This window comes from uncultured Fibrella sp. (assembly GCF_964250085.1).
GTDB lineage: Bacteria > Bacteroidota > Bacteroidia > Cytophagales > Spirosomataceae > Fibrella.
In genome coordinates, this window is the sequence record NZ_CAXUEC010000002.1 from 955,144 (window position 1) to 971,902 (window position 16,759).

Annotated in this window: 10 protein-coding genes; 8 read left to right on the top strand and 2 right to left on the bottom strand. The window is 54.8% G+C overall.

What is annotated here, in order from left to right:
• The first annotated feature begins 31 nt into the window (after positions 1–31).
• Both ACFE8Q_RS09480 and uvrC read left to right on the top strand, forming a co-directional pair.
• Positions 32–2,383: a penicillin-binding protein 1A gene (locus tag ACFE8Q_RS09480; RefSeq protein WP_375445127.1), complete on the top strand. Its 2,352-nt coding sequence runs from the start codon at positions 32–34 to the stop codon at positions 2,381–2,383.
• A 59-nt stretch (positions 2,384–2,442) separates the two neighbouring features.
• The gene (uvrC, locus tag ACFE8Q_RS09485; RefSeq protein ID WP_375445128.1) at positions 2,443–4,251 is read left to right on the top strand and encodes an excinuclease ABC subunit UvrC; all 1,809 of its coding nucleotides are present in this window, start codon (positions 2,443–2,445) and stop codon (positions 4,249–4,251) included.
• Between the two features lie 76 nt (positions 4,252–4,327).
• On the opposite strand, the gene ACFE8Q_RS09490 is transcribed toward uvrC, so the two are convergent.
• Complete coding sequence (locus ACFE8Q_RS09490; RefSeq protein ID WP_375445129.1) at positions 4,328–5,296, bottom strand: NAD(P)H-quinone oxidoreductase; 969 nt, start codon at positions 5,294–5,296, stop codon at positions 4,328–4,330.
• 94 nt (positions 5,297–5,390) lie between these two features.
• Here ACFE8Q_RS09490 and ACFE8Q_RS09495 point away from each other — a divergent pair, with 94 nt between their 5' ends.
• The 6 genes from ACFE8Q_RS09495 (at position 5,391) to ACFE8Q_RS09520 (ending at position 11,978) form a co-directional block, all read left to right on the top strand.
• Positions 5,391–6,404, top strand: coding sequence for a bestrophin family protein (locus ACFE8Q_RS09495; protein WP_375445130.1), 1,014 nt, complete (start codon positions 5,391–5,393; stop codon positions 6,402–6,404).
• A gap of 177 nt (positions 6,405–6,581) precedes the next feature.
• Positions 6,582–7,256, top strand: a complete 675-nt coding sequence (locus ACFE8Q_RS09500) for a hypothetical protein (protein ID WP_375445131.1) — start codon at positions 6,582–6,584, stop codon at positions 7,254–7,256.
• Positions 7,257–7,369: 113 nt separating this feature from the next.
• A complete protein-coding gene (locus ACFE8Q_RS09505) occupies positions 7,370–7,942 on the top strand; it encodes a hypothetical protein (RefSeq protein ID WP_375445132.1) in 573 nt (190 codons plus the stop codon).
• Between the two features lie 81 nt (positions 7,943–8,023).
• The gene (locus tag ACFE8Q_RS09510) at positions 8,024–9,685 is read left to right on the top strand and encodes a T9SS type A sorting domain-containing protein (protein WP_375445133.1); all 1,662 of its coding nucleotides are present in this window, start codon (positions 8,024–8,026) and stop codon (positions 9,683–9,685) included.
• Between the two features lie 56 nt (positions 9,686–9,741).
• The gene (locus ACFE8Q_RS09515; RefSeq protein ID WP_375445134.1) at positions 9,742–11,817 is read left to right on the top strand and encodes a thioredoxin domain-containing protein; all 2,076 of its coding nucleotides are present in this window, start codon (positions 9,742–9,744) and stop codon (positions 11,815–11,817) included.
• Positions 11,818–11,837: 20 nt separating this feature from the next.
• A complete protein-coding gene (locus ACFE8Q_RS09520) occupies positions 11,838–11,978 on the top strand; it encodes a hypothetical protein (RefSeq protein ID WP_375445135.1) in 141 nt (46 codons plus the stop codon).
• Positions 11,979–12,032: 54 nt separating this feature from the next.
• Here the strand turns inward: ACFE8Q_RS09520 and ACFE8Q_RS09525 are convergent, their stop codons facing one another.
• The gene (locus ACFE8Q_RS09525; protein ID WP_375445136.1) at positions 12,033–16,691 is read right to left on the bottom strand and encodes a beta strand repeat-containing protein; all 4,659 of its coding nucleotides are present in this window, start codon (positions 16,689–16,691) and stop codon (positions 12,033–12,035) included.
• Positions 16,692–16,759 lie beyond the last annotated feature (68 nt).

A 16,759-nucleotide genomic window follows, 5' to 3' on the forward strand; every position in this document is an offset into this window, starting at 1 on the left:
AACTTTTAGACATTGAACTCAGTAACCACCCATGATTGAATTTGCTTCCGGGCAGTATCGCACGACCATTACCCGAATCTGGAAATACGTTTTGATTCTGCTGGCTGCCATTGTGCTGTACGTACTGGCCGTCTCGGTGAATTTTCTGTGGCTTTTTGGCGGTATGCCCGATCTGAAAGCACTTGAGAATCCGAAGAGCCAGGAGGCATCGACTATTTTCTTCAGCGACGGGCCGCAAATGGGCAAATTTTATCTGGAAAACCGGACGCCTATCGATATTACGCAGGTGTCGCCCAATGTGATATCGGCCTTGCTGGCTACCGAAGATGCCCGTTTTATGAAGCATTCGGGCATCGACTTCCGATCGATCGCCAGGGCTATTACCGGTATTCTTACGTTTCAGAATACGGCCAGTACGGGAGGTGGCAGTACGCTGACGCAGCAAACGGCCAAGAACCTGTTCAATACCAGAGAGGAAAAATACGAAGGCATTCTGGGCGATCTTCCGGTTATCCGGCTGGTGATTGCCAAAACAAAAGAATGGATTCTGGCCGTGCGTCTTGAGCGCAATTACACCAAGCAGGAAATTATCATGATGTACCTGAACACGGTGTCGTTCGGTAACAATACGTATGGTATAAAAACGGCGGCCAAAACCTACTTCAACCGGGAACCCTGGCAGCTATCCGTCGAAGAAAGCGCGACCCTCGTCGGCATGTTGAAAAACCCGTCGCTATTTGACCCGCGTGTGTTTGAAGACCGTGCGCGCGAGCGGCGGAACGTAGTGTTAAGTCAGATGAAAAAGTACAAGTTTCTGACCACCGACCAGTATGTGTCGTACAAGATCAAGCCACTGAAACTCGACTTCAACATCGAAAATCAGAACACGAACAAAGCCCCGTATTACTGCGCCACGATCCGGGACTTCCTGAAAAGCTGGATCAAACAGTATAATCAGGAGAACGGCAAAGACCTGAACCTGTACACGAGCGGCCTGAAAATTTACTCAACGCTGGATTCGCGGATGCAACAGGCCGCCGAAGAAGCGGTGATGGCCAACATGCGCGATCAACAGGGAAAGTTCTACCAGCAATGGCGGGGGCGTAATCCGTGGGTGTTCAAGAACGCAGCCAATCAATGGCAGGAAATGCCCAATTTTATTGATACCGCGATAAAAAAGACCAGCCGGTACAGGTTGCTTAAGGAAGTTTACGGTGACGATAAAGCCAAAATATGGAGCGAACTGAATAAGCCCGTGAAGATGAAAGTCTTCACCTACGCGAACCGGCGCATGGAGAAAGACACGGTGATGAGCCCGATCGACTCCCTGAAGTACTACAAACGCCTGCTCCATACCGGCTTCGTTTCGATGGATCCCACGACTGGGTACGTTCGGGCGTGGGTTGGCGGCATAAATTTCAGGCACATGAAGTTTGATCACGTGGCGCAGGGAAAACGCCAGCCGGGTTCGACCTTCAAGCCGTTTGTGTACCTGACTGCCCTGAACAACAACTACTTCACCACCTGCGACCGCATCACCGACAGCCCGGTGACTTTTGCTGCTTACGAAGACGGCAACGGCCCGCGCTCCTGGACGCCCAAAAACTCGACCGGACGGTACAGCGGGCGTGCTTTATCATTGCGGGAGGCGATTGGTGCGTCGGTCAACAGCGTGTCGGCACGACTGATCAAAAAATCAGGTGCGGCGGCAGTTAAAAAGACGGCGGCTGATCTGGGCATCGACACGACCGGTTTCCTGGAAAACCCCACCCTTTGTCTGGGTACAGCCGACGTGTCGGTGATGGACATGGTGGCTGCTTACTGCACCTTTGCCAACAGTGGTCACCGCGTTGAACCGATCACGGTATACCGGATTACCGACAAGAATGATAATGTGCTGCACAATTTCACGCTGAATGCCGTGCAGGTGATCAGCGCCCAGAAAGCCTATGACATGCTTTATCTGATGCGGGGAGCCACCGAAGACCCCGGCGGAACGGCCGCCCGGCTGGGTGGACAGTATAAGTTGCTGGAAAACGGCAACCAGATTGCGGCCAAAACAGGAACGACATCGAGCTTCTCCGATGGCTGGTTCATGGGCATTACACAGAATCTGGTATCGGGGCTTTGGGTAGGCGGCGATGAGCGGTCGATCCACTTCAAAGATATTGCCTTTGGGCAGGGTGCACGCCTGGCCATGCCTGCCTGGGCTTTATTTATGCAAAAAGTGTACGCCGACAAATCGCTGACCAAGTACAAACCGGGTCCATTTTTAAAACCAAACGGCTACAAAGTCGATTGTGGCGGCTATTATATCGACTCGGCCCAGCGTTACATTCCGCCGCAGATTGCCCCAACCGAGGAAGAAGAAATTCTGAACTGACCCAGGTACGTTACGGGTTAAACGGGCAACCTTTAGCCAGGTACGTTCGTTACTTTATCATGCCAGAATTTGATTATAAAAAGGAATTGGCCAGGGTGCCTCATGAGCCCGGCGTGTATCGGTATTTCGATGCGACGGGCGAGGTTATCTATGTTGGCAAAGCGAAGGATCTGAAGAATCGCGTCAGCAGCTATTTCGTCAAATCGAATCAGCATGACCGAAAAACGCAGCGGCTGGTCAGTCAGATCAGGAAGATCGAATTCACTATTGTTCATACCGAATTCGATGCACTTCTGCTTGAGAACCAGTTAATTAAACGATACCAGCCGCGCTACAATATCCTACTGCGCGATGACAAGACGTACCCATTTATCTGCGTCACGAACGAGCATTTCCCCCGCGTAGTGACCACCCGCCGCATCGAGCGGGGGCAGGGTACGTACTATGGTCCGTTTGCCAACCTGAAGCCGATGTACACGGTGCTGGAAATGTTCAGCCAGTTATTCACCCTACGTACCTGCAACTACAATCTGGCCCCCGAAAACATCGAAGCGGGTAAGTATAAAGTGTGTCTCGAATACCACATTGGCAACTGCAAAGGTCCCTGCGAAGGCAAACAGGCAGAAGCCGATTATGATGCCGATATCGAGCAGATACACGCCATTCTGAAAGGACAGCTTAAACCAGCCCAGGAGTATTTCAGGAACCGCATGGTCGAGTCGGCGGGGACAATGGCCTTTGAGCAGGCACAGAAATACAAGGATAAGCTTGATGTGTTGCAACGCTTCCAGAGCAAATCAACGGTCGTGAATCCGAAAATTGCGGATGCCGATGTGTTCACAATTGCATCCGACGAGGTGTCGGCCTACGTCAACTTTATGAAGGTGGTAAACGGCACCATCATCCAAACGCATACGGTCGAGATTAAGAAGAAACTGGAAGAAACCGACGCTGACTTACTAACGATGATGATCGTCGAATTCCGGGATCAGTACGGTAGTCAGGCGAAGGAGATTATCACCAATATTCCGCTGGAAACTGATTTGAAAGCCGAAATAACGGTGCCGCAGATTGGCGATAAACGCAAGCTGATGGACATGTCGCTGAAAAACGTGCTCTACTTCCGGCGCGAGCGTCAGGATAGGGCTGCTGCCGAAGCCACGGCCAGTTCGAGCAAGAAAGACCGGGTGCTTATTAAGTTGAAGCAGGATTTGCAACTTAAAAACCTGCCCCGCCGTATTGAGTGTTTCGATAACTCGAACACTCAGGGCACTAACCCGGTGTCGGCTATGGTATGTTTCATTGATGGAAAGCCGGCAAACAAAGAGTACCGGCATTATAGCATCAAGACCGTTATCGGCCCCAACGACTTCGCCAGTATGCACGAGGTAGTTACCCGCCGCTATAGCCGGATGCTGGAAGAGGATGGTCCCCTCCCCGACCTGATCGTTATCGATGGCGGCAAAGGTCAACTCAGCGCCGCCTGCGATGCCCTGAAGGCGCTGAATTTGTACGGCCAAATCCCGATTATAGGCATTGCCAAGCGGCTGGAAGAAATCTATTTTCCTGAAGATACGCTACCGCTGTACCTCGACAAACGCTCGGAATCGTTGAAGCTTATTCAGCAGTGCCGCGACGAAGCGCACCGGTTTGGCATTACGCATCACCGCGATAAACGCAGCCGGAACAGCCTTATCAGCGAGTTGGAGAGCATTGAAGGCATTGGCCAAAAGACAGCCGGTAAGTTACTGACGCACTTTAAAGGCGTGAAAAAGATCAAAGAAGCCGATGTTTCCGCTATCGCCGAATTGATCGGTGAAGACAAAGCGCAGAAAGTAAAGGCGTATTTCGACGCACAGGAAGTTTAGGTACGTTGCTTTCGCCTGGTCGGAGGGCCTGACAAAAGCAATTTTATTGCTATCCTTTTTGTGTGAAAGTTCTGCTTTACACAGCCACTTCCAGTACGATTTTGCCAATGTGTTCGCTACTGTCCATGAGCGCCTGCGCCTGAGCGGCCTCGGCCAGCGGAAAGGTTCGATACACGATCGGTTTCAGTCGCCTATCGTTCAAAAGCGGCCAGACCTGCGCTTCCACGTCGGCAGTCAGGGCGGCTTTGAACGCATCATCGCGCGGCTTGAGCATACTACCACTGATGGTAATGCGCTTTTGCATCAGCGTTGGAATATGAATCTGGCTATCGGCACCCTGCATGGCATTGATAAACATCAACCGTCCATCGGTTGCCAGTATCCGCAGGTTTTTCGGGGTATAGTCGCCGCCCACCATGTCGAGGATCACGTTGATACCTATGCCGCCAAGCGCCTGTTCAAAGTCCTCTTTTTTATAGTTGATGCAGCGCGTTGCGCCTAGTGACTCACAGGCCGCACATTTTTCGTCGCTGCCCGCTGTTGCATACACCGGCGAGCCAAACACGTTGGCTAGCTGAATGGCCATAACGCCGATGCCACTGCTGCCACCGTGAACAAGCAAGGTTTCGCTCTTACGCAGATGTCCCCACTGAAAAACCGTCGACCAGACCGTCAGCACGGTTTCAGGCAACGAGGCGGCTTCTACGAAAGAAAGTTGCGCCGGAACGGGCAGGCAGTGCCGGTGATCGACCGCCACGTAGTCGGCATAGCCACCGCCGCTGATCAGCGCGCACACCGCCTCACCAACCTGCCAACGCCCAGCATCGGCCCCGCACTGTTCGATCACGCCAGCCACTTCAAGACCCGGAACCTGACCCGCCGGATTCATCCCGTAACCGCCCCGGCGCTGGTGAATATCACTCCGGTTCACGCCCGCCGCCCGCACCCGGATCAGCACTTGATCAGGAGCAGGTTGTGGAATGGGCCGGTCTTCGAGTTGTAGAACAGACTCATCTCCAGGTTGGGTAATGCTAATTGCTTTCATAGAAAAACGTAACACGGACTTCCGTCCGTCTGTTTTTCGCATAATAAACAGACGAACGGAAGTCCGTATTGCCTTAGCTCCTTATTTTGGGATCATGTACACCCGCAAACGCGTGGCCTTCCGCCACTTATGGTCGTTTACCTGGCGACCCATCCTGTTTTTTATTCTCTATTCAACCGCCATTGTCAGCCTGTATGTGACAACGAACTGGCCCTTGCTGACGGTGCCGTTTGTGCCCATCGCAACCATTGGCACCGCCGTAGCTTTTTACGTTGGCTTTAAAAACAACTCAGCCTACGACCGGCTTTGGGAAGGGCGGCGCGTGTGGGGCAGCCTGACCAACGCCAGCCGCTCCTGGGCCATCATGGTGATCGACTACACCACGAACCTAAAAGCCGACAACCCACTGTCCATCAATGAATTACGTGAGCACCACCGGCAACTCATCTACCGCCATCTGGCTTTTCTGAATAGCCTTCGGTTGCAGCTCCGCAGTCGGCAGGTGTGGCAGGAACATCACGGTGCCGAGCTACAGATCATCGACCGGATCCGGGCGTTTCATCAGGAGAAAATGGATGAAGAACTGGGGCTTTTCGTGGCGAAAGATGAGATGAACAGCTTACTGAAAAAAGCGAATATAGCCACCCAGTTGATTCGTAACCAGTCGGCGCACCTGCGGGAGTTATGGGCAATGGGGCTTCTTTCCGACATCTACCACAACGAACTGGAGCGGCTGCTGGTTGAACTGTATACCCAGCAGGGAGCCGCCGAACGGTTAAAATCGTTTCCTTTTCCGCGTCAGTACGCCTTTTTCAGCTACATTTTTGTGTGGCTGTTTATTCTGCTGCTGCCCTTCGGCCTCATCACCGAAATGGCTAAGGTTGGCGGCTGGCACGTCTGGCTCACCATTCCCTTTTACACGCTGATTGCCTGGGTGTTCAATACAATGGAGGTTGTGGGCGATACGAGCGAAAACCCGTTCGAGAACGGCATCAACGACGTACCTATGTCGGCCATCTGCCGCAACATTGAAATCGACCTGCGCGAAATGCTGGGCGAAACCAACCTGCCACCGAAGATCAAGGCCGTTGATAATATTCTTATGTGACGCGCTTCGGTACCGCTCATGTTCATCCAGCAACTGGAACCAGCTTTGCGCTATCATTCACGCGTTGGGTTCCCGACGAATGTGTATAGCGACTTCCAGTTTCAGGGGGCACTTCCAACCCTGTTCAAGATATGACGGTTACTTTTGTATGTGCTTTCTTACTCAACATACATCGTCATGAAAACTCCTTTTTTACTGCTGGCTTTCGCCTGCCTAACGATTCGATTCGCTACGGCTCAGTCAACAGCAACACGCTCATTTATGATCGGGCCAACGATTGGTATCGACAAAATGACGTATACTAACACGGCTGGGTACGTTGGCGATCTATCCGCCTATTCCTCGCCTGTTATTGCCAATTATGGGCTTGATGCTTCCTATCAGGTCAACCGGTTCCTGGTTGGCGTAAAAGCGCTTTACCGCCAGCAAGCGTTCCAGCAGCTACTATCAGTCATTCCCGTTACAACCCTGGTTGTACCACAGCCTCAATTCAACAGAGACCTACGCGTTATCAGCGTACCAATAACAGTTGGCTACCGCCTTACGCCAGAGGCCCATTTTCAATGGTACATCGGCGCTACTGTTGCTGCCGACTATCTGTTGAGCACTGCTAATGAGACGCTTTTTGATGGCGCAAACACGCTGCCAGTGAGCAATTCCGATAAAAGCGAACTCGGGCGGTCATTAAACGTCGGTTTCGGTGCACAGACCACACTTCGGTATCAGCTCACGCCAGTATTCAGCCTTCAACTGGAACCAGCCATGCGGTATTACCCACATGGTGGTTTCCCGACCAGGACGCAAAACAACTATCAGTATCAAAGCACCCTTTCGGTACTGGTAAAGCTGTAACTTTGTCCGGTCGTCTGCCACGCTCCGGTACCTCTCCCTGACCATAAACCCCCGTTCTAGTTCCGATGAAGCATTGGTATGTAGTCCTCCTACTTCTACCGGCAATGGCGTTGATGAGCAGACCATTCGATCGGCAAGGCCGGGGCATCGGCCAGCAACCTGCCCCAATCGCACGTTTTGCCGCTGATACCATTCCCGCCGACGAGGAGATCAGCGGAACGGGCATCTTGAAACAGGTCAATGATACCGATTTCCCAATTGTCATTCTGACGATCGAATTGCCGGAAAACAAACTTACAGACCAGTTTACGATCAACCTGGAAGACGTTACGACCGTTCAGAAAAACACGCTGACGCAACTGGTTGGTAAAACCATTTCGTTCCTATACGTTACCGAGCAAACCAACGCACTGCTGGAGATTGAAGTAGGGGGCCGGTTTCTGCTCGACGCCGATATCAACGTACTTAAAGGCACAACCAGCAAGGTAACGGGCGAACTCGGTGCCGATGAAGTGACCACCGGCGATGTACCTGGGCTGATCACTATTACAGCAGCCGATGGCGAGGTTACTGAATTTCCATTTTTCGTCACCAGCGAACTACTGGAGGTGAACGGCACCACCGTAACGGCTTTTTATGAAGAACGTACCCGGAACACCGTAAAGGCAGTTTCGCTAGCAAAGTAGGGCGAGAGTAAGCTCTGGCTAAGTTTGTTTTGATAAAGCGATCGTTCTAAACCTAGCTTTGTCGAAACAAACCCGTTAGTTGTGCTACACCAACAACGTACCTGGCTCAGTGGCCTGCTTACCCTGCTGTTGCTTACCGGCAACGTACCCGGCACGACGGTGCCCGGACTGGCTCAGCTACGGTGTGCCGAGCGGATCCCGTTTACGCCCGTCGCCCAGCCGAACCGGGTCGAGTGGAGCAAATTTCCGGCTTTTTCGTTGCCCAGCGCCTTTACCATCATCTACGGGGGTGCCCGCCTGGCTGGCGACCTCAACGGCCCCACCTCCCACGGATTCAACCGGCTGGTGCAGCCACTACCGGGCGAAGGAATGGCCAGACAGCAACGGGCGCTGGAATATGCCGGTTTCGTTTATGGCCTGAATCAGCCCTGGGAAACGCTCGAAAGTCCGTGGGGAAACGACCTGGCTCTCTACCGCGCCAAGTGGGACGGCTGGCTGCGCGAAACGTCGGCTGGGCAAACCAATGCGGCAGGTCAGTTTATCCTTCCCACCGATATACTACTGGTCGATATTGAACGGCAGATTGACACCGACGCGGGCATTCTACGGTTGAAAACAAACGCGGCCACACCCGCCCCGTACCGCGCCCTGCCCGACGCTGATTTCATACGTACCTACAAAAAAGACATGGCGGCCCTGTATGCCTACGGCCTGCGCTACCTGCGCCAGCGGGCCGATCTGTCGCAAATCCGCCTCAGCACCTACAGCGACGTACCCATCCGCAATACGTACCTGAATGTGGTCGCCAACACCTGGACCGACTGGACCACCAACGCTTCCCGCCTCAGTTACCTCGCCAAAGACAGCACGGGAACGTACCTGGGCGGCCCATTTTATGACCAGCTTGATTTTCTGGCTCCGTCGGTCTATTACTACTACAATTACGACCCGGTTCGGCCCAGTCCGCTGGCGGGTGATTACCTGGCCTATACGCTGTTTCAGATCGAAGCCAACCGGGCCTGGAGCGAACGGGCGGCAATCCGCAAGCCCGTGGTCCCGTTTGTCTGGATGCGCTTTCACGACTGCTGCGGGAATTATCCTGCGTTCATTCAGCCACAGATGGCCGAGGCCACCGCCATTTTCCCGTTCTTCGCCGGGGCCAAAGGGCTCTGGTTCTGGGATGAGTTGAACCTCTCGACCACGCGGCAGGACGTACACGCGGCCTACGAATACTTCATCCACGGGCTATACCGGCTGTCGCAGTTCAACAGCCAGTTTCAGGGCACCTACGAACTGGTGGCCGAAACCAACGCCCGCGACCTGATGAACGACCAGAAACCCGTCTGGCGCGGCGTCTTTAGTGATAACAAACTGCTGATAGCCGCCCAGAACCCCTACGCCACCGACGGGCAGCAAACGGTGGTGCCCATCCGTTACAAAAACTGGCAGGGCTACCTCACGCTCACGGGCCGCGAGGTAGCGCTTTGCCAGTACGATCTGAGCCTGCTCGCCACCGAATTGCCCGTCCTGCCCGACCTGCGCATCTACCCAAATCCCGCCCGGCAGCAGGTGACAGTCGAAACCAGCCAGCGGGGCGATGTGGCCCTGATTGACGCGCTGGGGCAGATTATTCAGCAATTCATGAACATTTCGGCCCCGCTCGTCATTGATACCAGCAAGCTCCCCGCCGGGCTGTACCTGATACGGGTCGGCGGCGTGAGTAAGCAATTGATCATTTATTAATACCCCACCCCCAGCCTCTCCCTACTGGGGAGGGGCTGGGGGTGGGGTCCAGAACCATGAACCGCCTTAACACCGAATCATCGCCCTACCTCCTTCAACACGCCCATAACCCTGTCGACTGGTATCCGTGGGGGGAAGAAGCCCTGCAACGCGCCCGCGACGAAGACAAGCCTATTCTGGTGAGCATCGGCTATTCGGCCTGCCACTGGTGCCACGTGATGGAGCGCGAATCGTTTGAAAACGAAGATATTGCGCAGGTAATGAACCAAAATTTCGTGTGCATTAAAGTTGACCGCGAAGAACGGCCCGACGTAGATGCGATTTATATGGAGGCCGTGCAGGCGATGGGTGTGCAGGGTGGCTGGCCACTCAACGTCTTTCTGATGCCCGACGCCAAACCGTTCTACGGACTCACCTACGCGCCGCCCCAGAACTGGCATAACCTGCTAAACGGCGTTCGGCAGGCGTTCGATGACAACCGGGACCAACTGGCTGAATCGGCGGAGGGGTTTGCGAACCACCTGAATTCATCGGAAACGGAGCGGTTCAAACTCAGCAATGCCGAGCCGATCTACGCGCTCGAAACCGTAGAGGCCATGTACCTCAAGCTGGCATCGCGCTTTGATCTGGAAGACGGCGGCACCGGTCGCGCACCCAAGTTTCCGATGCCTACACTGTATGGTTTCCTGCTCCGCTACGCCGATCTCACCGGCGACGCCTCGGCCTTTAACCAACTGGTGCTGACGCTGAACCGCATGGCGCTGGGTGGCATTTACGATCAGATTGGCGGCGGTTTTGCCCGCTATTCGACTGACCGCCACTGGTTTGCGCCGCATTTTGAGAAGATGCTCTACGACAACGCACAACTGCTCACACTCTATTCCGATGCCTTTACGCTGACGGGAAACAAGCTGTATAAAGATACCGTTTATGGCACCATCCGCTTTATGGAACGCGAATTACTGGGACCGGAAGGCGGGTTTTTCTCCGCGCTCGATGCCGACAGCGAAGGCGTAGAAGGCAAATTTTACACCTGGCAGGCCGACGAGTTACAGCAGATCCTGGGCGACGATTACGACTGGTTCGCCAAGCTCTACACTATCACCCGGGAGGGAGCCTGGGATATCGGCCACGGGCATGGTCGGACGAATATTCTGCACCGCACCGAGACAAACCCCGCCTTTGCCGATACACAGGGCTGGACTGCCGCCGAACTGGAGCAGAAGCTCGCCGATACGCACCAGAAACTGATGGCCGTTCGGGATCAGCGCATCCGCCCCGGCCTCGACGATAAAATCCTGTGCTCATGGAATGGCCTGGCACTCAAGGGCATTGTCACGGCTTATCGCGTTTTTGGTGAGCCTGACTTTCTGTCGATCGCGCTCCGGCTGGCCTTTTTTATCAATCAGAAACTGACCGACCAGCGCAACGGCGGGCGGCTCTGGCATACCTACAAAAAACGTGAAGGCGAGCCCGGCCGCGCCCGGCAGATCGGCTTCCTAGACGATTACGCCGCCGTGATCGACGGGTATCTGGCCCTTTATCAGGCAACGTTCACTGAAAGCTGGCTCACCGAAGCCGACAAGCTGACGCAGTACGTACTCGCTCATTTCGACGATCCAGGTACGTTGCCGACAGGCGCAGCAGCACCGGAGCCACTGTTTTTCTTCACCGATAAATCGGGCGAAGAATTGATTGCGCGAAAAAAGGAACTGTTCGACAACGTAATTCCGGCCTCAAACTCGATCATGGCGCATAACCTGTACACGCTCAGCCTCCTCCTCGACCGCCCCGATTACGGCCAGCGCGCCGACGCCATGCTTGGCCTCATTCAACCGTTGATGGCCAACGAAGCCAGCTACCTCACCAACTGGGCGTCGCTCTACGCCATGCGGGTACGTCCCACGGCCGAGATCGCCCTTGTTGGTTCCGAAGCGATGGCTTTCCGGCAGCAGATCGATAGTCAGTTTTTCCCGAATAAAGTGGTGGCAGGTACGTTCAGCAGCAGTTCGTTACCCCTGTTACAGCAGCGCGGCACGATCAGTGACCAGACCGCGATTTACGTCTGCTACAACCGCGCCTGCCAGCTCCCCGTCACCACCATAGAGGCCATGTGGAAGATTGTGAAGTAGCGTCTTACACGGCTGGTGCCATGCGCGACAGGTCCAAAATAAAAGCCGCCGGTCTTTCGATCGGCGGCTTTTTGTTGCCTGGACAAGGCAACAGCGTGCAGGTACGGCGGGAAAATGGGGTAACTGTTCTGTTAGCTATAGGCAACGTACCTGGCAGTTGAGGCTAAAAGAAGCTACTTCCCAGACAGGAAGTAGCTTCAGTAATTACCGACAACTCATCGTACTCTGGCTACTTTCCGAACCGTAATGGGCACACACTTGGCCGGTGGGCACTGGCAATCCGAACGTGGTATCGTTACTACCGTATCGGCGAAGCAACCATCAGCCGTGAATACACGCACGGTATACGTGCTGCCCGCCGCCGTTGGCGGGTTAAGCAATCCATTGCGCAGTACACTACCCGTTGTCAGACCGGCCAGCGGTTGATTGGTAGCGAACAGTGCCCCAACCGCCGAGTAGCTGCTGCCTGCGCTGATGTTGTAGCTGGTACCTGCCAGTACGGGTCCCGCCAACACAAGTTGGGCGTTATCCTGAGCGGCTGGAGCGGTGCTGCTACACGTGGCGGCGATGGCCGTCACCGACAGCGATACCGGGGCTGGCTGCTCGACAATGATGATCGGACAGCAGGTGTTGCCCGGGCAGTTGCCAAGACCGTTGGCATCCGTAACCACCACCCGATATTCGCCCGGCAACGTGGCGACGAAGCTGTTACTGACGCCATCCTGTACAATAGTGCTGCTCACCGAACCAGGTGCTGTGTATTGCCACTGGTAGTTGCTGAAGCCCGCCACCGTTGTCAGGCTGTAGGCGTAGTTGCTGTTGGCGCAGGGCGTCAAGGGCACCGATACGCAGACCGTAGCTACTTTCGCACAACCCAACTGATTCGTTACCGTCACACTGAACGTATAGACACCCGATGCCAGGGCCGAGGTTTGCACCGCCGACCCGTTGACTGGCGTGATAGTTACCCCACCCGGAGCACTCCAAACATAAGTGTAACTACCAGACGGTGAAACAATCGCCGACAGCGAAGCAGACTGTCCCGCTGCCACCGTTGCGCTGGCAGTCGTGGCCGTCACCACATAGTCGCAGGTAGCCACCGTGCAGGATTCCGGTGCAACGTAGGTAGTCGAGGTGGTTGGATAACCGATTCCATTCACCACAACCGTATGCAGACCCGAACCAGGAGTCAGGCCTGTCAGGCTGAAACTGGCCGTTGTCTGTCCGGCAGTTACCGACACCGTTGTGGTGCTGGTTCCGTCGGTAACCGTCAGCGTACCGGCTATGGCATTGGTAAGTGAGATCACACCGGTGGTCCTGTACGTATTCGTTCCTTGTTCACACGTACCTGGATCAGTAATACTGATGGCCAGTTCAGGTGCCACCACCGTTACCGACACAACCGCTGTAGATGTGCAGCCCGGTGCCGTTGTTACCGCCACTGTGAACGTGTTCGCTCCAGTTGGCAGTCCAGCCGCAACTACCGTAGCGGCGTTGGCTGGCGTAAGGGTTCCGGGTCCATTCCAGGCGTACGTATACGACCCGGCCGGACTAACTTGAGCCGACAGGCTCACCGACTGTGCTGGCGTGAGGGTGTAGCTGCTGGCCAGGGCTGTTACCGATACCCCGGCGCAGAACGTCTGGCAGGCTGGCACCACAACCGCTACTGTATCCGTACAGCCGTTGGCCGTATAGATGAACCGGTACGAACCAACTGCCAGGCCACCAGCCGTAGTTGACGCTGAATTTGGCGTGAAGGTGGCCACCGTTGGGTTACCCGCCCCGTTGCTCCACAAACCACCGGCTGGTGTAGCCGTCAGCGTGGCCGAGGTTGGCGTTTCGCCCAGCGGACCGCAAGCCAGCGTCATGTCCATACCCGCACCTGGTTTTGGTTTAACCGTCACCACGATGCTGTCAATGCTGAAGCAGTTGGTCAGTGGCACCGTAACACGGGTATAGAAGGTCGTGTTTACTGTTGGCGTCACATTCAGGCTTGTCAACGGATTCACCTGCGCAACGGCATCCAGACGAGTGGCGAAGAACGTACGAACGTTGCCCACCGCTGTTGTCAGTTGAGCCGACAGGTTAACTGTCTCACCCAGGCAGATGCTCAGGCTGGTCGTTGTCACCACGGGCCGTGGCGCTGTCGTTATCGACACGAACACCGTATCCGAGCAAGTCGACGTGCTGTTGGCTACCAGGGCAAAGTAAACCGTTTGGCCAGGAGCAGCCAGTTGGCTCGTCGTTGGCGTAAACGTCAGCCCGGCACCGACTGTAGTACTAAATAGACTGGTCGTGTCGGCTAGCGGACCAAAGAAGAGGCTGCTGGCAATGGTTCCGCTCGTTACCGTGCCGATAATGGGTAATGGCAGTGTCCCCTCGCAGATTGTCTGTGACCGTAAGGCAGTCGATACACTCAGCACTGGTTTGATGGTCAGCGTTACGTCAATTGGCGTAATGACCGTACAGCCAGTTGGGTTGGTGCTCGTCACTGTGAACAGGTTCACACCAGCCGCCAGACTAACGTTCAGCGGATTCGCAATAACTGGCCCCGTGAGACCACCCAGCCGGAAGATGTTCGTCAGTCCTGCTCCACTGCCATTCCCTGCCAGGAGCGCACTCAGGTTGACCGGTGCATTCACCGCCGCGCAAAGAGTGAGACTGATTGGCGATATAACAGGCACATCGACACCGGTAATTGAAATTGGCGCGGATGCGGTACAGCCAAATGGGCTGGTGCTCACTACATTGAAGAGATTCACCCCAGCGCCGATGCTTACCGACGTGGGTGTGTTGAGCAACGTACCCAGACCGAGTAGATTACCCGTGCGGAAGACATTGGTCAAGCCAGTCAAGCCGCTCAGGCTCGTCAGGTCCAGGTTCACACCGGCACACAGGCTTAGGTTAATTGGCGAAAGCACTGGCGTTTCGGCACCTGTCACCGATATCGGCGTAGCCGTCGTGCAACCAAACGGATTGGTGCTCACCACGTTGAACAGATTCACCCCTACTCCAATACTAACTGATACCGGTGTGTTCACGACCGTACCCAAGCCCAGGAGACCACCCGTGCGGAAGACGTTCGTTAAGCCCGTCAGACCGCTCAAGCTGGTTAAGTCAAGGTTTGTGCCTACACAGAGTGACAGGGCGATCGGCCCTACTACCGGTGCGTTTACCCCCGTTACACTAATTGGCGTGGCCGTCGTACAACCGAATGGATTCGTTGACACTACATTGAAGAGGTTTACACCCGCACCAATGCTCACTGAAGTAGGGGTGTTGAGCAACGTACCCAGACCGAGTAGATTACCTGTACGGAAGACATTCGTCAGACCCGCCAGGCCGCTTAGGCTGGCCAGGTTCAGGTTAGCTCCTACGCAGAGACTCAAGGCAATCGGTGCAATCACCGGTGCATCAACGCCTGATACACTGATCGGGGTAGCCGCTGTACAACCGAATGGATTCGTTGACACCACATTGAAGAGGTTCACACCAGCACCAATGCTCACTGAAGTAGGTGTTCCCAGGATGTTACCCAGACCTAACAAACCACCTGTGCGGAACACATTGGTTAGGCCACTCAAGCCACTTAGGCTGGTCAGATCAAGCGTAGCACCAACACACAACGAGAGGGCAATTGGCCCCACCACCGGTGGATTAACGCCTGTCACTGAAATTGGCGTAGCCGTTGTGCAGCCAAATGGGTTAGACGACACCACATTGAAGAGGTTCACACCCGCACTCACTGTGACATTAGTCGAGCCTAAGACCGTACCCAGACCCAGCAGGTTACCTGTACGGAACACATTCGTCAGACCAGTCAAACCACTTAGGCTCGACAGATCGAGATTTGCGCCCACACAAAGAGAGAGAGCGATCGGTGCCACCACCGGCGCATTTACACCCGTCACCGAGATTGGCGCAGCCGTTGTGCAGCCAAATGGGTTGGTACTTACCACGTTGAAGAGGTTCACACCCGCGCCTATGCTCACCGCCGTTGGTGATCCCAGGGTAGTTCCCAGCCCCAGGAGCCCACCTGTGCGGAAGACATTCGTCAGGCCAGTCAGACCACTCAGGCTCGTCAGGTCAAGGTTGGCACCTACACAGAGACTCAACGCAATCGGTGCCACCACGGGTGCATCGACGCCTGTAATCGAAATGGGCGAAGATGTCGTACAACCAGATGGAGTGGTCGAGATTACATTAAACAGATTTAAGCCTGCACCAATACTTACTGACGTTGGCGTACCGATCAACGTACCCAGCCCGATCAAATTACCCGTGCGGAAGACGTTGGTCAGACCAACTAAACCGTTCAGACTAGTCAAGTCCAGGTTCGTACCCACACACAGGCTTAAGTTAATGGGCAGAATTGCGCCGGGAGCAACGCCTGAGACCGAAATCGGGGTAGCCGTTGTACAACCAAATGGATTGGTAGAGACCACATTGAAGAGATTCACCCCGGCACCAATGCTTACCGATGTAGGCGTACCCAAGACGTCACCTAAACCCAGCAAGTTACCCGTGCGGAAGACGTTGGTCAGACCAACTAAACCGTTCAGACTAGTCAAGTCTAGGTTCGTACCCACGCACAAGCTTAAGGCAATTGGTGCGACCACGGGCGCGTCTACCCCTGTTACACTGATCGGGGTAGCCGTGCTACAGCCTAATGGATTCGTAGAAACCACGTTGAAGAGGTTCACGCCCGCACCAACGCTCACCGACGTCGGTGTGTTGAGCAACGTACCCAGCCCCAACAGACCACCTGTACGGAAGATGTTGGTCAGCCCAGTTAAGCCACTTAGGCTGGTCAGGTCGAGAGTAGCACCGACACACAACGAGAGAGCAATTGGTGCTATTACTGGTGCGTTCACGCCCGTGACACTCACGGGTGTTACCGTGCTACAGCCTAAAGGACTCGTAGAGACCAGGTTGAACACGT